Annotated in this window: 29 protein-coding genes; 8 read left to right on the top strand and 21 right to left on the bottom strand. The window is 37.7% G+C overall.

Annotation, left to right across the window (positions count from 1 at the left end):
- Positions 1-4 precede the first annotated feature (4 nt).
- On the bottom strand, positions 5-1,558 hold the full coding sequence (locus CH377_RS10160) for an NAD(P)/FAD-dependent oxidoreductase (protein ID WP_100723696.1): 1,554 nt from the start codon (positions 1,556-1,558) through the stop codon (positions 5-7).
- A 196-nt stretch (positions 1,559-1,754) separates the two neighbouring features.
- On the opposite strand from CH377_RS10160, the gene CH377_RS10155 reads away from it, so the two are divergent.
- The gene (locus tag CH377_RS10155; RefSeq protein WP_100723695.1) at positions 1,755-1,985 is read left to right on the top strand and encodes a helix-turn-helix domain-containing protein; all 231 of its coding nucleotides are present in this window, start codon (positions 1,755-1,757) and stop codon (positions 1,983-1,985) included.
- A 4-nt stretch (positions 1,986-1,989) separates the two neighbouring features.
- Here the strand turns inward: CH377_RS10155 and CH377_RS10150 are convergent, their stop codons facing one another.
- The 4 genes from CH377_RS10150 to CH377_RS10135 all read right to left on the bottom strand — a co-directional run bounded on the left by CH377_RS10150 (position 1,990) and on the right by CH377_RS10135 (position 4,070).
- Positions 1,990-2,607: a hypothetical protein gene (locus CH377_RS10150; RefSeq protein ID WP_243402033.1), complete on the bottom strand. Its 618-nt coding sequence runs from the start codon at positions 2,605-2,607 to the stop codon at positions 1,990-1,992.
- 64 nt (positions 2,608-2,671) lie between these two features.
- Positions 2,672-3,076 (bottom strand): DoxX family protein, encoded by a 405-nt coding sequence (locus tag CH377_RS10145; RefSeq protein WP_100723694.1) that lies wholly within the window; start codon positions 3,074-3,076, stop codon positions 2,672-2,674.
- Between the two features lie 145 nt (positions 3,077-3,221).
- Positions 3,222-3,608, bottom strand: coding sequence for an iron chaperone (locus CH377_RS10140; protein WP_100723861.1), 387 nt, complete (start codon positions 3,606-3,608; stop codon positions 3,222-3,224).
- 48 nt (positions 3,609-3,656) lie between these two features.
- A complete protein-coding gene (locus CH377_RS10135) occupies positions 3,657-4,070 on the bottom strand; it encodes a hypothetical protein (protein ID WP_100723693.1) in 414 nt (137 codons plus the stop codon).
- A gap of 258 nt (positions 4,071-4,328) precedes the next feature.
- Between CH377_RS10135 and CH377_RS10130 the strand changes: the two genes are divergently transcribed.
- The 3 genes from CH377_RS10130 to CH377_RS10120 all read left to right on the top strand — a co-directional run bounded on the left by CH377_RS10130 (position 4,329) and on the right by CH377_RS10120 (position 5,590).
- The gene (locus CH377_RS10130; RefSeq protein ID WP_243402034.1) at positions 4,329-4,634 is read left to right on the top strand and encodes an ArsR/SmtB family transcription factor; all 306 of its coding nucleotides are present in this window, start codon (positions 4,329-4,331) and stop codon (positions 4,632-4,634) included.
- Positions 4,597-5,058 (top strand): SRPBCC family protein, encoded by a 462-nt coding sequence (locus CH377_RS10125; protein WP_100723691.1) that lies wholly within the window; start codon positions 4,597-4,599, stop codon positions 5,056-5,058. Before CH377_RS10130 ends, CH377_RS10125 begins: the two co-directional genes overlap by 38 nt.
- 64 nt (positions 5,059-5,122) lie before the next feature.
- Complete coding sequence (locus CH377_RS10120; protein ID WP_100723860.1) at positions 5,123-5,590, top strand: SRPBCC family protein; 468 nt, start codon at positions 5,123-5,125, stop codon at positions 5,588-5,590.
- A gap of 48 nt (positions 5,591-5,638) precedes the next feature.
- Here CH377_RS10120 and CH377_RS10115 read toward each other — a convergent pair whose 3' ends face one another.
- The 3 genes from CH377_RS10115 to CH377_RS10105 are packed head-to-tail and all read right to left on the bottom strand — an operon-like array spanning position 5,639 to position 6,858.
- Positions 5,639-6,028: a DUF1801 domain-containing protein gene (locus CH377_RS10115; RefSeq protein WP_100723690.1), complete on the bottom strand. Its 390-nt coding sequence runs from the start codon at positions 6,026-6,028 to the stop codon at positions 5,639-5,641.
- Positions 6,025-6,477, bottom strand: coding sequence for a GNAT family N-acetyltransferase (locus tag CH377_RS10110; RefSeq protein ID WP_100723689.1), 453 nt, complete (start codon positions 6,475-6,477; stop codon positions 6,025-6,027). Before CH377_RS10110 ends, CH377_RS10115 begins: the two co-directional genes overlap by 4 nt.
- Before the next feature lie 21 nt (positions 6,478-6,498).
- Entirely contained in the window at positions 6,499-6,858 is a 360-nt protein-coding gene (locus tag CH377_RS10105; protein WP_100723688.1) for an MmcQ/YjbR family DNA-binding protein, read from the bottom strand.
- 46 nt (positions 6,859-6,904) lie between these two features.
- Here CH377_RS10105 and CH377_RS10100 point away from each other — a divergent pair, with 46 nt between their 5' ends.
- Positions 6,905-7,321 (top strand): SRPBCC family protein, encoded by a 417-nt coding sequence (locus CH377_RS10100; protein WP_100723687.1) that lies wholly within the window; start codon positions 6,905-6,907, stop codon positions 7,319-7,321.
- Here the strand turns inward: CH377_RS10100 and CH377_RS10095 are convergent.
- The gene (locus tag CH377_RS10095; protein WP_100723686.1) at positions 7,318-8,397 is read right to left on the bottom strand and encodes a hypothetical protein; all 1,080 of its coding nucleotides are present in this window, start codon (positions 8,395-8,397) and stop codon (positions 7,318-7,320) included. The two genes, CH377_RS10100 and CH377_RS10095, sit on opposite strands and share 4 nt — an antisense overlap.
- 48 nt (positions 8,398-8,445) lie before the next feature.
- Positions 8,446-8,826, bottom strand: a complete 381-nt coding sequence (locus tag CH377_RS10090; protein ID WP_100723685.1) for a VOC family protein — start codon at positions 8,824-8,826, stop codon at positions 8,446-8,448.
- A 134-nt stretch (positions 8,827-8,960) separates the two neighbouring features.
- Here CH377_RS10090 and CH377_RS10085 point away from each other — a divergent pair, with 134 nt between their 5' ends.
- Positions 8,961-9,557 (top strand): dihydrofolate reductase family protein, encoded by a 597-nt coding sequence (locus CH377_RS10085; RefSeq protein WP_100723684.1) that lies wholly within the window; start codon positions 8,961-8,963, stop codon positions 9,555-9,557.
- On the opposite strand, the gene CH377_RS10080 is transcribed toward CH377_RS10085, so the two are convergent.
- Both CH377_RS10080 and CH377_RS10075 read right to left on the bottom strand, forming a co-directional pair.
- Complete coding sequence (locus tag CH377_RS10080) at positions 9,538-10,035, bottom strand: MepB family protein (protein ID WP_243402035.1); 498 nt, start codon at positions 10,033-10,035, stop codon at positions 9,538-9,540. The two genes, CH377_RS10085 and CH377_RS10080, sit on opposite strands and share 20 nt — an antisense overlap.
- 37 nt (positions 10,036-10,072) lie before the next feature.
- Positions 10,073-10,489, bottom strand: coding sequence for a MarR family winged helix-turn-helix transcriptional regulator (locus CH377_RS10075; protein WP_100723682.1), 417 nt, complete (start codon positions 10,487-10,489; stop codon positions 10,073-10,075).
- 192 nt (positions 10,490-10,681) lie between these two features.
- Between CH377_RS10075 and CH377_RS10070 the strand changes: the two genes are divergently transcribed.
- Both CH377_RS10070 and CH377_RS10065 read left to right on the top strand, forming a co-directional pair.
- A complete protein-coding gene (locus tag CH377_RS10070; RefSeq protein WP_243402036.1) occupies positions 10,682-11,452 on the top strand; it encodes a methyltransferase family protein in 771 nt (256 codons plus the stop codon).
- A gap of 12 nt (positions 11,453-11,464) precedes the next feature.
- A complete protein-coding gene (locus CH377_RS10065; RefSeq protein WP_100723680.1) occupies positions 11,465-12,229 on the top strand; it encodes a hypothetical protein in 765 nt (254 codons plus the stop codon).
- A 156-nt stretch (positions 12,230-12,385) separates the two neighbouring features.
- Here the strand turns inward: CH377_RS10065 and CH377_RS10060 are convergent, their stop codons facing one another.
- The 9 genes from CH377_RS10060 to CH377_RS10015 form a co-directional block, all read right to left on the bottom strand.
- Positions 12,386-13,009: a YiiX family permuted papain-like enzyme gene (locus CH377_RS10060; RefSeq protein ID WP_100723679.1), complete on the bottom strand. Its 624-nt coding sequence runs from the start codon at positions 13,007-13,009 to the stop codon at positions 12,386-12,388.
- A gap of 46 nt (positions 13,010-13,055) precedes the next feature.
- On the bottom strand, positions 13,056-13,622 hold the full coding sequence (locus tag CH377_RS10055; protein ID WP_100723678.1) for a dihydrofolate reductase family protein: 567 nt from the start codon (positions 13,620-13,622) through the stop codon (positions 13,056-13,058).
- Positions 13,623-13,635: 13 nt separating this feature from the next.
- Entirely contained in the window at positions 13,636-14,121 is a 486-nt protein-coding gene (locus CH377_RS10050; RefSeq protein WP_100723677.1) for a VOC family protein, read from the bottom strand.
- Between the two features lie 193 nt (positions 14,122-14,314).
- Positions 14,315-14,674: a hypothetical protein gene (locus CH377_RS19965; protein WP_165780471.1), complete on the bottom strand. Its 360-nt coding sequence runs from the start codon at positions 14,672-14,674 to the stop codon at positions 14,315-14,317.
- A gap of 296 nt (positions 14,675-14,970) precedes the next feature.
- On the bottom strand, positions 14,971-15,555 hold the full coding sequence (locus tag CH377_RS10035; protein ID WP_100723674.1) for a YajG family lipoprotein: 585 nt from the start codon (positions 15,553-15,555) through the stop codon (positions 14,971-14,973).
- A gap of 260 nt (positions 15,556-15,815) precedes the next feature.
- A complete protein-coding gene (locus CH377_RS10030; protein ID WP_100723673.1) occupies positions 15,816-16,208 on the bottom strand; it encodes a hypothetical protein in 393 nt (130 codons plus the stop codon).
- A 326-nt stretch (positions 16,209-16,534) separates the two neighbouring features.
- Positions 16,535-17,119, bottom strand: coding sequence for a hypothetical protein (locus tag CH377_RS10025; protein ID WP_100723672.1), 585 nt, complete (start codon positions 17,117-17,119; stop codon positions 16,535-16,537).
- 645 nt (positions 17,120-17,764) lie between these two features.
- The gene (locus CH377_RS10020) at positions 17,765-18,124 is read right to left on the bottom strand and encodes a hypothetical protein (RefSeq protein ID WP_100723671.1); all 360 of its coding nucleotides are present in this window, start codon (positions 18,122-18,124) and stop codon (positions 17,765-17,767) included.
- Positions 18,125-18,454: 330 nt separating this feature from the next.
- Positions 18,455-19,231 carry a hypothetical protein gene (locus CH377_RS10015; RefSeq protein ID WP_100723670.1) on the bottom strand — a complete coding sequence of 259 codons (777 nt, stop codon included), beginning with the start codon at positions 19,229-19,231 and terminating at the stop codon, positions 18,455-18,457.
- Between the last annotated feature and the right edge of the window lie 353 nt (positions 19,232-19,584).

The following is a 19,584-nucleotide window of genomic DNA, read 5'->3' as shown; positions in this document are numbered from 1 at the left end:
AATTCTAAACACTAACTGCGCATGCTTGCGCACATCTGATCCCATCCATAGCCGCGGAAACGATCCCACCTGCATATCCGGCTCCTTCTCCGCAAGGATATAAACCTTTGATACGAATATGTTCCAAAGTTTCAGGATCCCTAGGAATACTAACCGGAGAAGAAGTTCTGGTCTCAGGAGCATGAACCACCGCTTCGTTAGTCAGATACCCTTTCATGGATTTATTAAATTCTTTGAATCCGTTTTGTAATGCTTTCATTACAAATTTAGGAAGAACGAGAGAAAGATCTGCAGAGATAATCCCAGGAGGATAGGAAGTTTTAGGAAGATCAGAAGAAATTTTCCCTTCTACAAAATCTGCGAGTCTAGTAGCGGGTGCAGTTTGGGTCTTTCCACCCGCAATCCAAGCCTTTTGTTCTATTTCTTTTTGGAATTCCATCGCTGCTAATGGTCCAAACTTTTGGAAAGGTAAAAAGTCTTCTTGTCGTAGTTCCACTACTATTCCTGAATTTGCAGTAGGTCTCGCCCTTCTGGATGAGGACCATCCATTCGTTACAACCTCTCCCGGTTTAGTAGCACATGCAGCGATCACTCCTCCAGGGCACATACAAAAAGAATACACTCCCCTTCCATGGATCTGTTTTACAACACTATAAGGAGAAGGAGGAAGAAAAGGTCCTCGATCTTCACAGCTATATTGAATAGAATCTATTAAGGATTGTTTATGTTCTACCCTGATACCTACTGCAAGAGGTTTTAAATGGATCTCTATCCCTTTATGATGGAGTAATTCAAATATATCTCTAGCAGAATGTCCTGTAGCTAAAATGACTTTATCGGAGAGAAAACGATCTCCATTTTTGGTGACAACACCCTTGATGGAATTTCCTTCCAAGATTAGATCAGTTACTCTTTGGTTGAAATAAACTTCTCCGCCTCTTTCCTGGATTGTTTCTCTCATTCTACGAACGATACTAGGAAGTTTATTGGTCCCTATATGAGGATGAGCCTCTATTAGAATATTAGGATTTGCTCCGAAACCTACGAGTAGCTCCAGAATACGCCGGATATTCCCTCTTTTTTTGGATCTAGTATACAGTTTACCGTCGGAATAAGTGCCTGCCCCACCTTCTCCGAAACAATAATTGGAATCCTCATCCACAATATGATGTGCATTTATATTTTGAAGATCTTTAGGTCTTGATTTAACGTCCTTTCCTCTTTCCAGAACGATAGGTTTCAAACCCGATTGGATCAGTTCCAAGGCTGAGAATAAACCGGCGGGTCCAGCTCCTATTACGATTACTTCTTTGGAATTTTTTACGTTTGGATAATCAGGCAGATGGATCTGCTCTGCCACAAACTCTTCGTTAATATAAACTCGGACTTTGAGGTTTACAAAGACAGTTTTTTGTCTGGCATCAATAGAATGATTTAAGACCTCGATATGTTTAATATCCGACAAAGAGATCTTTTTGGACTTGGAAATATATTCTGTAAGCCGAGCCGATTGTTCAGCGATCTCAGGCAAAAGCCTAAGTTCTAATTCTTGGGTCATAGTTCAGGACCAAAAGTTTTAGGATTTGTATGTAATGGAGTTAAAAAAGAGAGTAAGATTGAGGCAAGGAATTTTAAGAATGGTTTGGAATAAATGGAAACGCTTTTGCAACGAAAACGAAGATTCCGGGGGAAGATTAAAATTAGAATCGCAAAAATCCTAGATTTATCACTAAGTTGGTAAACCAGGCAGATCCTTGAAAGTAACTGACCGACAAAAGAAAAAATTCTTAAAGTCTCTTAAACAGGCAAGGATTGAAGCTGGGTTCACTCAATCGGAAGTCGCCCAACAAATTGGAGCCAGTCAAAGTTTCATTTCCAAATTAGAATCAGGAAGTATATCTCTAGAAGTCGAGATATTTTTAAAGTTATATCAATTGTATGATAAACCTGCGATCTATTTTTTCTCCGCATTCTCTCAAAAATAAAAACCTATTTGGGGACTTCTCCTCTATTCTTAATAAACTTTTGGATAATCTCCAATTGGGAATCAGAGACGAATAGATCGATCGCATCATTCGCGCTGTACAATCTATACTGAAGTGATTTCGCTGAAAGAATATCGTTCTCCATTTCCTTTGTAAAAGTCAATCTACCGGAAAGAATATTAGAAGTTAAGGTAGAAGTCCTAGTACTAGTCATAGGAACCGCGCCGTAACCATATCCAAAACCGATTCCTGGTCCCATACCTGTAGGAACCTGAGTACGAACGGTTACTTGATTTGCGGAATAATTTGAATCGGATAAAAGTAGTTTTGTAGACTTACGATCAATTTTAATATAAGCTTCCGGACCTAAGGAGGCAAGAGTTTCAGAGCCTTGGAGTCTTATAATCAGAACGATTTGTGAAATCACACCATTCTTAATTTCTTTCGCGTATTGACCGCCATAAGCGTAAACGTTTTTATTTGGGTTATCCACCTTTGCTTCATGGTCCATATCCATTTTGACTACGGTGATATCTCTAAAAGGATCTTGGATAACTTGTATCGTAGTGCCACAACCGGCACATAAAAATAGAAAGGTGAATATTAAAGATTTATACTTCAAATTGGAAGAACAGTCACGATATAAATTTCCCTAACCCGGATAATCTAGATCGTGACTTCCTTATTTATTTCTGCCAGGGAGTTAATTCTCTCAATTTAGGGAATCTGAGATAAAGTCCTGCCCATAGAATAATTCCCAGATAGGTAGGAAATAAAATATGAGAACCTAAAGGATTTAAGACACGAACATGAGTAGCAACAGCTCCACCTAAATAACCTGTGAGCAAAGTTGCTCCTAAAACTGCAGTTCTAGGAAAAGCATATAACAAGGTGCTAACGATCAAGACCGTTCCTAAGTACGGCATTACTTCCGGTGGATAGCCGAGTTTGGCTCCTTCTGCCTGAGCTTCCGGTGGCATTTTATCTAAGAAAAATTTTAATACTCCGTCAAAAAGCAAAAAAAGAACAACTAGTCCGCTGAGTACTCGACCGGTCCAGAGTTGGCCTTTCGAAACGTTTTCAGATCCCATTCTATATTTCCTCCAAATGAGAGGGCAATTCTGGGATCTTTAGTCGAAAAGTTCAAGAACTATTACAAGAATTTTAAATTCGACTTTGTAATAATCGGATCTTTGTCGCAAAGTCGACCACCTCGCAAATGAGAATTATTGGAAATTATTTCTTTTTCGTTTTTTTGGGGACCTTCTTCTTATATTCCCCTACTCTAAATTTTACGATCTTACGGACCAAAGTAAAAGGTAAAGGTTGGTCGATCGGAAATTGAACGGAACCTTTTGCATTTTTGTATTTATCAATCTCTTTCTTAAATTTAGCGATACCGCTTGCTCCCGGATAAAAACCGATATGATTTTTATAAGCAGCAAAATGTACCAGATTACCGTTCAAATAGAAAGTTGGGATTTGATAACTAATCTTCTCACTTGCTTCCGGAGCTTCTTCTTGGATCACTTTTCGGAGTTCCTGAAGAAGTGACTGAACTTCTTTCGGAAAAGTTTTGATGTACTCGTCAATCGATTTGAATGTGCTTTTTGTGTTATCCATTTTTAAACCTGAAAAAGTTCGCCCTGTAGAAGGTCCCTTCAATCAAATTTAGTTTTTCTTAATGATCAATATCCCTGCGAGATAACTTGTAGGAATATAAGCCCCGACTAAATCCAGCACATTAAACCAAGCGGGAGCCGGAAGCATTAGGACATTTGCAGTTCCACCCACAAGAAAGAAAGCTCCAATCACTAAAGCAAATTTGAGTTTATGATTCGTCGCAATGAAAGCCGCCACCAACGCCCCCACGAATGTTCCAAGAGCATGCGCTAAGAAAGGAAAGATAAAATGTTTAGGTTGGAATAAATGAATAGATGCTTTTAAACCTTCCATGGTAGTCACATCGGCACCTTCCGGAGGAGGAATAATACTCCCACTGATCGTGATAAGTCCCATATTCACTATACTTCCAAGGAGAAGTCCTGCAATCACGGCAAAGGTATTTTTAAGATATGGATTCATAATCTAATAGCCCACCTCGAAGAAATAAATGATTTAAACGGTAAATAGAAACAATGCAAGTGCAAATTTACACTTCTTTCCTTTGAAACCGACTTTTAAACGCCTCGAAATGGCCTCTAATTTTATTAAACTAATTGGTTTAATATTTGACAATCTAAACCGGGGACAAAATTATTCAACTAAATGGTTGGATTTCATAAAAATGAACAAAGGCTGGATCGGGTATTCGCGGCACTCGCGGATAGCTCGAGAAGGCAAATGCTTGCAAAATTGCGAAAGAGGCCTCTTACCATTTCGGAATTGGCAGAACCTTTTTCTATGTCCTTTGCTGGAGTTGCTAAACATATAGATGTGCTAACATCTGCCGGGTTAGTTCGTAAAGTGCGGGACCAGGAAGATGGTCGTAGCTTCCGACTTGAACTGCAAAACCAATCTCTTATGGAAGCTTCTACTTGGCTTGCATATCATCAGGAATTCTGGACCAACAAACTCGATAGACTCGAATCCTTTATAGAGGAGCAAGACCATGACAAACCAGGTCGTAAAAATAGAAAAAAGAATTAATGCAGAACCAATTAGATTATTTAAGGCCTGGTTAAAGGCAGAAGAATTTTCCAGTTGGTTTTTGCCCGGGAATTCTATCGGGATCGAATCCGCCATATTAGATCCACGTCCTGGTGGTCGATTTAAGATCAATATGTTACATGAAGGCAAAGTGCTGCCGCATGAAGGCGAATATCAAGTCATAGAAGAACCGAAAAAATTAGTATTTACTTGGAGATCACACGCAACTGGCGGCTTGAATACATTAGTCACAGTTACTTTCGATCCATTGGAAGAAGGATCTTCAGGTTCAAACAAGAAGCCACAAACACTCATAACGTTAATGCATGAACGTTTAATCGGAGAAGATGCTTCCACATCCCATAAAGCAGGATGGACTCATATTCTTGACAGCCTAGAGAAATGGCAGGTTGGAAAAGAATAATACTGCACTTTTATCGGCGATTCGCCGGAAAGGAAAAAGAAACAACAAACGTAAGGAGAATAAGATGAACGGAATCTATCATAAGATAGGCGTTCGCGCAGATGCTGCGGACGTCATTAAGGCGCTGACGACTAAGGCGGGACTTTCAGGGTGGTGGACTAGACAAGTAGAAGGACCATTTACAGGTGGGACTTCTGGTGTAGGAGAACCTATACATTTTGATTTTGGAATAGCGGGAATCGACATGAGAGTACAAGAACTTTCATCACAACATGTTCGTTGGGAATGTACATCAGGACCAGAAGATTGGATCGGCTCTCATATTGATTTTAAATTAAATCCAGGCACTGCGCCAGACGGAGCGGCATTGACTCTTATTTATTTCGGACACCGCGATTGGAAAATAGAAAGTGATTTTACTGCGCATTGTAGTATGAAATGGGCAGTTTTCTTACTTAGTTTAAGGGACTTGATTGAAACCGGTGCTGGCAAACCAGCGCCGGATGATATTAAGATTGATGATTTTAATTAAAAGTTTATGCGCGGGGTTACTGGATAACGTCGCGCAGCTTTAGTAAAATTATTTTAATCTTTCGAGAACACCTTTTCGTTTTACTATATTTTTATAATCCCACTGGATTTTCTTAGATTTATTCACCCAACGTTTTAAATCTTTTTTATTTATTTGATCTGGGCTAGTATAACGAATTTCAGCAGCTTTAAACGTTCCTTCCGGTTCTAAACCTTCTTCATCGAATGATTGTCCGCTCCAAAAGAGCAATCGAATACAATTTTTAAGTTTACTATAACCTACAATCGGATTCCCATCCAAAAACCAAACCGGATGAGCATGCCAAATTTTATTTTCTGCCTTAGGAAGATGAAGACTAATTTCTTGGAAAAGAATATCACAAACCTCTTTTTCAATTTTGGTCTGTGAATTATTATATTTTTGGACTTCTTTATTCATGTGATTATAGTATAAGTAAAAAATTCCCAGCTGCTTTGTTTTGCTCCTACTTTATTATATAAAGCCTGAGCATTTAAATTATCCGGAGCAGTAACCCATTGTAGTCTTGCTGCCCCCTGAGACTTTGCGTACATCGCACAGTGAACAATTAGTGATTCTCCAATTCCGTTCTTTCTATATTCAACTAAAGTGAAAAGATCATTCATAATAGCAACTTTGCTTACAATGCTAGATGCATAAGAAAAATATATAGTGGCGAAACCTACTATTCGACCACCTTTTCTGAAGCCGAATAAACATCCTAAATTACTACCTTCTCCGAATTGAGAAAAGAATTTTCTATTCTTTTCATCATTGATGGATTCTATTTTATAGAACTCTTGGTATTTACGGATTAAAGGAAGAACTTCATCTATATTTTTATTCGAAATAGTCTCAATGCTGCTCATTTGGCTTATACTTTGGATTAATTATTTTTTACGAGATTTTAGACCTTGTTGGACTATTTCTACAAGTCTTTTAGGAGCGACTCCACAATAAGAAACCATTAACATATCTTTAAATAAAGCTAAATCAGTCGATTTCATTTCAACGCAGGTCCAACCTTGCTGTCCCCATTTATTTTCTATAGGATAAACGGAACCCTTAGATGCCGCTGAGAAGAAGTCTTGGTCGTGCTGATCAAATTTGAGAACGATCTTTTTATTCTCCTGATCAACCGTTGCAAAAATTTTCTTACTCACTCTGAAAGAAATTTTTTCAAAATGAGGCTCTTCTTTTGCTTCCGGAAGAGCTAAGGCGAGTTTTCTTACTTTATCTAAGGATATCATACGGAAAATGCTTTCCCATGGAGAATAGTCTATTAGATTCCCTAAAATGGACTCCAAACAAATCACTATTCAATCTACTATTGCGGCAGACATAAAGAAAGCCTGGGACTACTACACCAATCCACAACATATTATCAAATGGAATTTTGCAACTGACGACTGGCAATGTCCTTGGGCAAAAAATGATATGAGGCCTGGTGGAAAATATAGCGCGAGAATGGAAGCTAAGGATGGAAGTTTTGGCTTCGAGTTTGAAGCAATTTACGACACAGTCGTTGATCAGAAAAATTTCGCTTATACTATGGGAGATGGCAGAAAGGCGACCGTTAACTTTGAGAATAAAGATAACAAAACTCTTGTGACAGTAAGTTTTGATCCCGAATCACAAAACCCGGTTGAAATGCAAAGAGGTGGTTGGCAGGCAATACTTGATAACTTCAAGAAATATACAGAAGCTAATTAAAAGAATTTTGGAATAGAAGATCCGATCGCTGCAAGTCCACCGGCAATGAGAGCTGCTGGAATCCAATTATCTATTAGAAACTTGGGCTTGCCGCGATTTTTGAGCAATTTTATATCCATCTTACGTGCAAGATCTTGAGCGGCATTCAAAGCATGATCCGGAAATTCTTGAGAGGACCCAATCTCGAAAATTCTCCCTTCACTACAAACAAAGAAATGATATCGCTCCGATATAGATAAATCAGCAGTCAGTACTTTAGAAGGAATAACACCTAACGAATCGATTAAACCTGAAAAAGTACGAAGTCCTTTTTTTAGAATAAAACTTTTTTCATCTATATTGATCGAACATTCTCTTTTCCAAATTCTTGCCAGAAATAAAAGGAGAACGCCAATAATAATATAGGCGATACACAAAGTGAATGGATGACTAGTTGGCTTTTTATAAAAAATAAGATCAAATAATCCTGCAATAATAAGCATTGCACCTGTGCAAATTGGAAACGGGCATAACGGATGATCCCATACAATCCGGACTTTTTGTAGAACGGGATTATATTCAGCATGTTTGCTTACAAGTGCAAGACGTTCTTGTAAAAAATCCTGCACCAAAATCTGGTCCACATTTCCAGCCGGCTGACCTGCTCTCATCGCCTTTAATGTTTGAAAAAGTATTTGAACATTTTCAATCGCATCTGGGATTAAAATTCCACCTTTAGGATGTCCTAATAAAATTCCGCGAGAAAATGTATCGTATTGGAACGAAGATAAATCATAAGAGGCGCCCTCGAAAATTGCTGTCCCATTGGAAAAAACAGAAATTTGAAAACCCGAAAGGATAACTCTGTAATCTTTCCAATAAACCGAAACTGTAAGATATCTGAAGTAGATTGTGACAATGGCTGTAAATACCATTATGACAATCATAACTATCGGAAGGAATAATTCACCCTTCCCAATAGCGTACATGAACAAGACCAGTGGAATGCTGACGCCTAAAAAAATTAAAGGCAATTGTACAAATACAGTTCGGCGATCCTTATTTACTGCAGCATTTGGATATCGAAAAGTCTGCAAAGTATTCTCCCGCTTATCCGTGACTCAGGTAATGGTCAGGAGCGATTGTTATTGACCGGCTGGCGGTTGCCAGAGTTCCACTTTGTTTCCTTCCGGATCCATGACCCAACCGAATATTCCATATTCCGATTCTTCTACCTTCTCTAGAACTTGACAACCTTCTTCCCGAAGTGCTTTCAATAGTCCATGAAGATCTTCCACTCGATAGTTCACCATAAACGTGGAATTACTCGGAGCGAAATAAGATCCATCTCCAATGGACCAAGCAGTTGTACCATTTGTAGGATTACCCGATGCATCAACCCAACGAAAAGCTGCACCACCCCAAGACTGGACATCTATTCCAAGATGAGTTTTGTACCAGGAACCTAATTTGGCAGGATCCTTTGCGCTGAAGAAGATCCCACCAATACCTGTAACTCGTTTCATAAATGACCTCCAAACTAATGAGTTTTTCCGATGCTATACATGATGGTTTAAAATAGCGAACTAAATGCTATTGACGTGTATGAAATTTTTGCTTCAATAATTGCGTTGAAATAGACCTTATAAGGAATATTCCCATGAGAAAAATTATCGTGCTCGAATTTCTCACTCTTGATGGAGTTATACAAGGCCCGGGTGGCCAAGAAGAAGATACTAGCGGTGGCTTCAAGTATAGTGGATGGCAAGCTCCGATCTTTGATGATCTTACAGGAACTGTCATGCAGAAGCAGATGAACCTTCCGTTTGATCTACTATTAGGTCGTAAGACCTTTGACATTTGGGAGCCCTATTGGCCTAAACATTCCGATTTTTGGCCTCCTATCATGTCTGTAACTAAGTATGTTGCCTCTAATACCAGAACTACTAGTGAATGGAAACCTTCCGTGTTTTTAAACGGAGATATTGTGGAAAAAATCAATAAACTCAAAAAAGAAGAAGGCCCAGATTTACACGTATACGGAAGTGCAAATTTAGTTCAGACACTTATGAAGCATGATTTGATCGATGAGTTTTGGTTAAAGATATATCCACTAACGTTGGGTAGCGGGAAACGATTGTTTGTAGATGGCACAATCCCAGCAATGTTCAAGGTGACTGAAAGCCAAATCACTTCAAATGGGGTCATTATTGCAAATTACAAGCGTGCCGGAGAAGTTAAAACAGGAAATTTCTAAGGCGCGCACTATCTTCTATATTCATTTTTTGATACTCAAAGAAATAGCGTGATTGCCAGTTTTGAGATACAATAGCTTGCTTACTGGAAGGAGCTTCCCAAGGAGGATAGATCCTAAATCCTCTTTTGCCTTCTTTTTTAGAAGTGATAATTCCGTTTTCAATAAGAAGGCTTTTACTAAAAACAAAATGTCCAATTCTATTCGATTTTCTAACTTCAATGATAATAAGATCAATATCATCGTTTTTATCGAAAGGTATAGTGACCCCTTTTTTATCTCTTTTCCAAAGAGTAACAAACAATCCAATTTTTTTAGGAGTAATTTTCGCTAATCTAAAAATAGCTTGTTTCTTATTTAACTCAAAGAATGCGGCATTATAATCGGAACTTTCCTTTTCTATCTGAAAATTTTTGATTTCTATATTACAGTTTTTAGAGAATAAGAGATTAACTTTCGTTAAACTCGCAGGAAGAACCATTTTATTCGACATTCAGATTATAACGACCAAGACTTATTTATTTTTTCAATTGGGCTAATAGTGAAATAAGATGTTTTCGGTCAATAGCAGACATACCTCGATATAAACGAGCATTCATCTTTCTACCCGCTCGGATAATTTTCAAACGTGTATTTTTCCCCGATGTGGTTAGCCGAACCTGGGACTCTCTTGCATCAAGGGATGAACGCTCCTGAATTGCAAGATTTAAATCGACCAGTTTTTGCACTAAAGGGGTAACGCTAGACTGGTCTCTAAAAATCTGTCTCGCTATTTCTTTCATAGATTGAGGTTGATCGCTTTTAAGCGCGCAGAGAACTGCACCCATCGCAGGAGTAATATTCGTTAGCCCAAAACGCAGATAATCTTTCTTCACTTCGTCAATAATTTGATCTCGTAACGCAGTAACCAGGACTAACAATCTATCTTGTTTCATTCTTCTCCTGTTCTCCCTCGCCTTCTTAATGAACAGTTCTATATATACCAAAAATTACTTTGAATACCAAGCAATATTATTCCGAACAAAAGAATTTCTACAATTTATTATTTACAACAGAGATTTCCAATTTTCTTCCTTAAGTTAGAATTTTTAAAAAGCTTTGAATACCAAGCATTTTTGGGAGAACCATTGCATACAAATAATATATTCACACGGATCGTTTGTCTAATATTCGCATTAATTTCTTACATGATCTATCTTTTTAGTATGATCGCTTTTGTTTTACGTTTATTAGATATCACCCAATTCTTCGAGAGCATTGGATCCCAATTAGAAATAGGACTTATTGGGTCTATTTGTTTAGACACAGCATTAATCCTAATATTTGGGGTCCCTCACAGTGTCATGGCCAGAGAGAAGTTCAAAAAATATTTACGACGAGTAGTTCCAATGGCTATTGAAAGAAGTTTTTATGTTTTCATAGTCAGTATCACTTTAATCATTCTTTCATGTTTTTGGCAGCCTATCGATTTTGAGATCTGGAATTTTAAAACTAATTCCGGAGAGTATATAGCATATTCTATTTTTTTAATCGGATTTATCTTGGCAGTCGTTTCTACCTTTCAGATAGATCACTTTGAACTGTTTGGCCTAAAACAAGCCTGGAATTTTTTAATAAAAACCGAAGAGCATACACCCGAATTCGTTACACCTTCATTATACAAATTAGTACGTCATCCGATGATGTTCGGAATAATTTTGCTCATATGGAGTACACCGCTGATGAACCTATGCCATCTTATTCTCTCCATAGGTATGACTCTTTACATTATCATTGGAACATTCTTAGAAGAAAAAGATTTAATCCGCACTTTTGGTGAAAAGTATCTGCAATATAAACGAGAAGTTCCGATGCTATTACCTTTCTTTACATTCAATCAAAAGGTTACGAAAAAATAAACGGAGCATAACATGAAAGTTGATAATATAATACTGTCTAAAAGATTTTGCGGCCCCCCAAAAACGGGTAATGGAGGTTTTACTGCGGGCATTCTCGTTGAAGCTGTAGGAACTAACTCGGCGGAGATACGTTTACTTAACCCGACTCCTGTTGAGTCGTCCATCATTTTGGAATCTGAAAAAGGGAAACAAGGTGCAATTTACGATAACTCAAAGAAAACATTCGCAACTCTAAAATCAATCGAGGACAAAGATTTTCCAGATTATAAATTGCCAATAGTTCCCGATCTGGAAGATGCAAAAAAGATCTCCACTTTTTATCCAGGATTTACAACTCACCCATTTCCCACATGTTTTGTATGTGGTACCAAACGAGAAGTAAACGATGGAATGCGGATATTTGTCGGCCCTGCTCCCGAACAAATTGGATTTGAAAACCTAATGGTAGGACACTGGTTACCGGACGGAACAATTTCAGCGACAAATGGTTTTGTTAGAGATGCAGTAATATGGGGAGCTTTGGACTGTCCTGGCGGATTTTCAGCTGTGTTAGATGAGCCGCAATTAATCGTACTAAGTAAAATACGCGGTAAGATTATAGAGCGTCCAAAAATTGGTGAAAACAGTATAGTAATGAGTTGGCGTTTGCAGAAGATGTCAAGAGCGTTCAAGGTTATGACAGCTATCTTCAAATCTGACTCAAAAAGATTAATGGCAATTGCTGAAGCACTTTGGTTAGCACCTAAGAATTGGGACAATACTAATCAGCATTGGTAAAACTTACTGCACTTTCTGGTTATTATTCTATCAGTTAAAAAAGAGAGATAATTGAATCGAATAAAGACTACGGTAGTTAGAGAAAGCCGTATTATTTAATCAGAATAATTCAAAGTATGATTCTTATAATTAAAATCCACTTTAGGGCCAAGAGGCCTAATTATAACTGACTACAGTAATCAATTCCGCTGAATTAAACATATCAACAGGAGAAATTACCGGTTCAGAGTAAGGAATATTATTCCCATATCGTTTCTTCATTAAATACTGCACCTTTGACGATGATAGATCAAAATCTTTCAGCGTTTTCAGATTACCTAATTTCTTACCGGTAAATTTATCATACAATTTCCAAATTAATTCTGTACAATAAATACGATCATCTTGCCAGCCGAAGTAAATATCATAGTGTCGTCCCAACAAAGAATCGCCATATTGTTTCATTTCTTGTATCGTACTATTAGTTAATATTTTTTCGCGATCTTTAAGACGCTTGATAATATAGTGGTTTTTCTGACCTCTTTTAATGAAAGAAGCCAAAGGAGTAATTCTTACAGGCTCAACAGCTTCAAGAACCTTATAGTCATTACCATATTTAAAAATGATTCCGACATGCGTGTATCGTGATTTAGTCGCTGCTTTAATTGCTTTAGCTTGTTCGGAATTTGATTCATGGAATATAATATCCCCTTCCATTAAATCGGAAGACTTAATCTGCTCAGCTTTCAAATTCCAGAAAGACATAAAAATAATTGCTATTAGGAAAAGTGACTTATTCATTTTTTCTTCTTTAATTATTTTTTAGGTAATTACATTTAACTCCATATTAGCGATTAGTTGTCGTTTTGTTTATCGGTTCATAATAAAGAATAACTGCACCACCACTAAACGATCGGGTCTTTATGAGTTTCAGCGTAATTTTTTCACTGATGTCTTTAAATAACGGCAAGCCACTTCCCGCGATAACTGGGTGAATACAAAGTTGATACTCGTCTATTAAATTAAGTTTTGTCAAAGCTACAATCAAGCTTGGACTGCATGCAAATACATCTTTTCCCGATTGTTGTTTGAGTTCCAAAACTTCTTTCTCAAGGTCTTTACTTGCTAATTTCGCACTTTTCCAATCTAAATTTTCCAGTGTGCGGGAAAAAACAATCTTTGGGATTTCGTCTATTGCGACGGCAAAATCGTCCATCGCTTTATCGCCTGTGGGATTTTCCAGCACGGTTCGCCAAAATTCCATTAGCTGGTAGGTTATCCTGCCATATAAAGCAGCGCCGCCACTTCTCAACAAGTCCGCATAATGTTGATGTATTTCTTCGTCAGGCACACCTGAAGTATGATCACAAAACCCATCAATCGTCATATTAATTGCTGCAATTAACTTTCTCATGTGGTCCTTTTTATCATTCGCCTTTGTAGGCCTTTTCGAGTTCGATTATATTCAACTTACCCATCTTAAGCATAGCAGCGCCAACCCGATCCGCTTTAACTGTGTCCGGATCACGCATCATGATGTCTAGACTTTCCGGCATAATCTGCCACGTTACGCCGTATTTATCTTTAAGCCATCCGCAAGCAATTTCTTCGCCGCCTTTGGATAATGCTTCCCATAACTTATCAATTTCTTCTTGAGTTTTGCAGTTTACCGCTATTGAGATGGCCTCAGTAAAAGTAAACATCGGACCACCATTTAACGCAGTAAAGTTTTGGCCATTCAGCTCAAAGTCTATTGCTGATAAATCTCTAGGCTTCTTTCCTGCTGCTTTCGCCACTGACTCTGTAAGATATGATGTGTTTGTTATTTTCGCATTTTGAAAGAGCGATACATAAAGATCTACCGCTTCTTTTGCCTGATCGTTAAACCAAAGAAAAGTTACAATCTTCTGCATTTAAACTCCTTAGCTAGATTGCTAGTAGCTAAGATAATATTAATGACTATTCAATTTATCATAGTCAAGTTGATAATTAATATAATTTTACCTTGCTAATGACCAAAGCTCGGTGACGTTCTGCCCGCAGCCCGAGTTTATATAAACGACTTAGCTTTCATTTTTATATTATGTATGTTGAAAGGTTTATCTACTAACGGTACTTCGCAGTAATTGTATTCGGAGATAACCATGAAAAGAATGGCAAAAGCGCTGCCAAATATGCAAGCAAGAGTTTGTACAGAGAATTCAACTGGAAACCTGAAAATCGCGTAGCGGGTGTCAAGAACAACAAACAATTTACCTCACGACACGCCGCGAGTATCCGGGCGAACCACCATTCAGATAATGCTAATGGAGCACGAACTGGATTAGGAGGAGCTACTAGTGAAAAGTTCTCCCAGCCTACTTCCATAGCTTCGCGATATATTAGGCTCAGGTTCGCATTACTTGGTTTGACTAAGACGCGTCCTGAAGAATCAATACTAATACGTGCAACAAAAATAATTTTCATTATGAAGGAACCCTGCGAGTATATAATGTCCGGTTACCAATCAAGCCTAGAACGAGGACGCACAAGCAATCCAAAATGTAATGCTATAGGCAATAGTTAGTCGCCGTTCATATCTAACGGATTACTTTTGCGAGGGGTCTGCTCCTTCTGTAATTTGCGATATTCTTCAGGAGTGATTCTTCGCCATTTTTTCTCGGCATTACTATCTTTATCTATAAAATATAATGTGTATATGCATCCAGAAGTAACGAAGTGAAACAGAAAAAGACACAGAATTAAAAGTCGTCGTGAATACATCAGTGAACCTCTCCAAGAAGTTCCATCAATGCCGGAAACAGTTTGTGGAAATAATCTTCAATCGCCAATTCAAAACTCTGCTGCCGATAAAAACCCATACCAATGGAAAGTTGATCATGAACCGTACTTATTCTACGGCGATAGATACCGTGCCCAGGAATATTAACGATTACCTCAGAATCAATAGCTGTGTAGTAAGAAATGGCCCAGAAGCCAATTTCTGGCTCATTGAAGAATGTCTTTAAATAAATCTCGATCGACGGGGCATTACCGTCGTCGATTTCAGCCGCCACAAACCCAGCATTATTAAGCTCTTCCATGAGAATTGTTTGAAGAATTAAGGAAGGTTGTTTGGCTGTATAAACATTTGCAGTTACCATACCGAAACCATTCTTTTTTACACCTTGGCTTTTGAAGGATGTGCGGTCTGCAATATCATGCACTTTGATAACGATCTGACGAGAAAGTTTGTTATTAAATAATGGGCGACGCGGAATCGGATCTACGGTTACGTCGGTGAAGGCACAATTACTTGTAATAGGCAAAATTATACAAGCGAATGCTATAAATAAAAAAGATTTCATTTTAAACTCCCAAAACTGATATGAGGCATGGTCTGGAATGGCGCCTAACGACCAAGGTGCTCCGACGTTTCGCAAGTCCGCAAGCACTTGGCGCGAGGCTTGCTATGCAAGACGAGTGACAAAGCGAAATGTGCCGAAGGCCAAGCGAGAGTTGCGTAGCAATCTCGAAGCGATGCGTCAGAGCCGATAGTTAGTCGCAGTTTTTAAAGTTATAAAAGCGCATATCGAATAATCACAAATCTTGAGATATTTAAATCTCTTTATTCTTCAAGCTCAAAGTAAAAATGACGCGGCTCTATAGACGGATAATCAAATTCCTTGATAACTTCCTTATAATTTGGACATTTTAAATGAACCCTATATTTTGATTCTTTCGACCAAGTTATTGTGAAATGCTCTAAAATTCCATCTTCTATATAAACTTTTGCTCGATAAATAATCTTTTCAGGATTAGGAGTGAATGCCACTCCTTTAATCTTAAGTAAATTGAAATATATATCACATTCACCAGTGAATTTTGATAAATATGATTTTGAATTAATTTTGTTTCTAATAAAAACATTATTTTCAATTCTTAAAATGCCATCGCAAGAGAGCAACAAACTGATTGAAGCAATTGTAATTCCTTTATTCGCCCAACTCTTTTTCGCCAAGAATTTCCGATTTTGATAAAATTTTCTAAGCACTGATTAAAACCACGCTCACTAATGATTTCCAAAGTTGTAAGTCGAGTGCAATAAAGTTTATCATTTTATTTAGAGTAGATCTGTTAAAAATTGCGACTAACGACCAAGGCTTGACGACGTTTCGCGAGTCCGAAGGACTTGGCATGAGGCTTGCCATGCAAGACGAGTGACAAAGCGAAATGTGCCGGAGGCCGAGCGAGAGTGCGTAGCATCTCGAAGCGCTGCGTCCAGAACCGATAGTTAGGCGAAGGTTGGCAAATTAAAACAATAAAATCAAACGTTTATTCAAGAACCTAATGCAAATTCAATAACTTAAATAAAGAAACTGAATCTTTAGCTATTAAAACCTTACGATCCATAAAATCACCATCTCGGTCCTTTAATTCCTTATTAGTTTGAAGATCGTAAACTGATTTTAACTCTCTAATTTTTCTAAAACTATTATCAAAGTATAAACGCTTTTCAACTCTCACATTGCCATAAAAGGTAGAGAGAATTGAAAATATGAAAGCCATCTTATGATTTTCATAGAAATAATATTCCGTTGTATGAACCCAATCTCCAGAAGGTGTAGTTTCCTCTATTAATATCGAAGATATTTTATCTTGTTCCTTGAATAATCTAAGAAAACTTAACACATCATTGTCTTTCTTAGAATTTTTATCTAATCTTTCCCAGTTAGATAGACTCTTTTTATCTTCATCCCAATATTTAACATATTCAATTGAATTATTTGAATTTGTCTTCTGAAACTCTTGCGCGCTTTTATAAACTTCTCTTATTCTTAAGATTTCACTCGATTCAGAATATGCGGAAAAGCTAAAAAGAAAAAGCAACAATACGAATATATTTCTCATCATTTTCTTTGTAAAATTCATTCTTGCCAACTTTCGCCTAACGACCAAGGTGCTCCGACGTTCGCAACGGCACGAGTTTGCTTAGCAAACGAAGTGACGGAGGCGAATGTGGCGAAGCCCGAGCGAGAGTTGCGAAGCAGCCTTGAGCGGAGCGGAGGCACCGCAAGTTAGGCGACGTCCGATCCAAACACGGTGCATTCAATTAGTTGCATTTTACTAATTCTGCAAATTGCCCCTACAGCAAAATCCTGCTATCAGATGCTCAATCCCCGCTCCGAATACGGCACCAGATAGAACATTTCTATTAAATCTAATTACCTGGATGAAACTCAAATCTCGGCACCTGAACATCAAAGGAGCGGACAAAACCTATGGAAAAATTCACTTAGGCTTTATTAAAGAATATTTAACCCTAAAATAAAAAAGAAAGAAGTTATCGGATGTTCGCCTAACGAACAAGGCTTGACGACGTTTTGTGACGGCACGAGTTTGCGCATGCAAACGAAGTGACGGAAACAAAATGTGCCGAAGGCCAAGCGAGAGTTGCGAAGCAATCTCGAAGCGATGCGTCAGAGCCGATAGTTATACGCAGGTGCGTTGTTTAATTTTTTTCTATAATATTAAAAATATACAAAAAAATAAAGATGATATCGATGGCGTTCCCAACTAAATTATCCAGGATATTGACTCACTTTTAATAGTGATCTGCATGCTTTCATACTGATCAGAGTTATCATATAAGTGTAGTTCTAAGCTTTCTTCAAACTGAATAATAATAGTATAGTTGTCAGGAATTAGAAAATTGATTACATTTAGATTGAAAAGTTCTATGAATCCTTTTTCTGGCCAAACGCCTTCTTGCCAAAGCGCAATTACTTTCTTGTCTTTAAATAGCTTAATTGGAGATTGAACTGCAAAATGAACATCCCCGAGATCGAATTGAAAGTCATATTTACCGATATGTATTTGGCTGATAGCTTGGCCAATTATCTTTGATAAATCTAGATTTTTCGGTATTTGATACATTCTGATTATCCAGTCAGTCGATTTAAATTCGAGTAAAGATTGCAGACAGATTCTATGTAATCTATTTTAGTAAGACTCCAAATATAGTCATAAGCAAAATTCAATTCTTGCAGCTATTTCATATTTACTATTTCGAAAAAAATTTAAGCACTTGCGTATAACGACCAAGGTGTTCCGACGTTTGCGCGCTGAGCGAAGCGAAGACAGGCACGAGAATTGCTCTGCAATTCGAGTGACTGAGCAAATGTGGCGAAGCCCGAGTGAGAGGTGCGAAGCAGCCTCGAACGGAGCGGAAGCACCGATAGTTAGGCGAAGTGTGGTCAGTAAGGCCTACTTATTTATAATTTCCGATTTTTCTATCCTTCCGTTCGAATTACGATCAATTTCAGATCTAATTTCTTTTCCTAATTCATCAAAATAGACAGTTTTATCGAATCTATTATCGTGATCTGTATCAAAACGCTCTGCAGTTTTTAATCCATTAACGTCATACGCTATAGAGTGATCGAAATTTTCCGAGGGGATGTCATGGAAATAATGAACTTCTATTTTTCCATTAATATCATAAAACTTATTACTAACCTGCTGACCGTCTTCACCGTAGCATATCCATGAACTCAATTTATCATTCTCTTTGTAATATGAAAGAATACAGTTTTCAACATTATCATATTCAGAATAGACATATAGATCAGAATTTAAATCTAAATTCAAAGAATTATACTTTGCTTTTATATCAAAGTAGCTTATTAGTAAAGCAACTATACCAACAATTAATAGTGAAATGGTCAAAATACTTGTATTTCCGAAATTCTGATTTTTTATTTTCGAGTTATCAATATTATCATTCGAATAGTGAGTCAACTTAGAGGATCTTTGTATAATTTCTAATAACTCTTCAGTCAATGGAAGCTTTAACAAATAAAGTGCAGATAATAAATCTTTCTCAGAAACACATAACTCTATTAGTGCATCATTTTCTGGTAATGCAAATTTTAGAGCATTCAATTCCCCTCCTTTAACGAAAGAGTTAATTTCTTCATTATCAAGAACTGACCTAAATAACTCTATCTCTTGGTAATTATTTGATTTGTATATTGTTATCAATTTTATTCCTCTTTATATATTATTGGACCGCATTTCGGCTAACGACCAAGGCTTGACGACGTTTCGCGAGTTCGTTAGGACTTGGCGCGAGACTTGCTACTGCAAGGCGAGTGACAAAGCGAAATGTGCCGAAGGCTAAGCGAGGGTCGCTTGCGAACCCGAAGCGAAGCGTCAGAGCCGATAGTTAGCCGACGTCGAGCACCTACTTGCGAGGATTTGAACTATCTTTTAACCAAGTCGATAGATTGGTTTCATCTATGCTTCCATCTGCAACTCGCAGCATAATCGATACGACTTCTTCTTCTGGCACTTCTATACTATACCCATTTAATCCGAGAAATACGTACGTTGTC

Origin of the sequence: Leptospira haakeii (genome assembly GCF_002812045.1) — a bacterium.
Taxonomy (GTDB): domain Bacteria; phylum Spirochaetota; class Leptospiria; order Leptospirales; family Leptospiraceae; genus Leptospira_B; species Leptospira_B haakeii.
The sequence above is the reverse complement of the archived record's forward strand: the minus strand, read 5'-3'. Positions and strand labels throughout refer to the sequence as shown.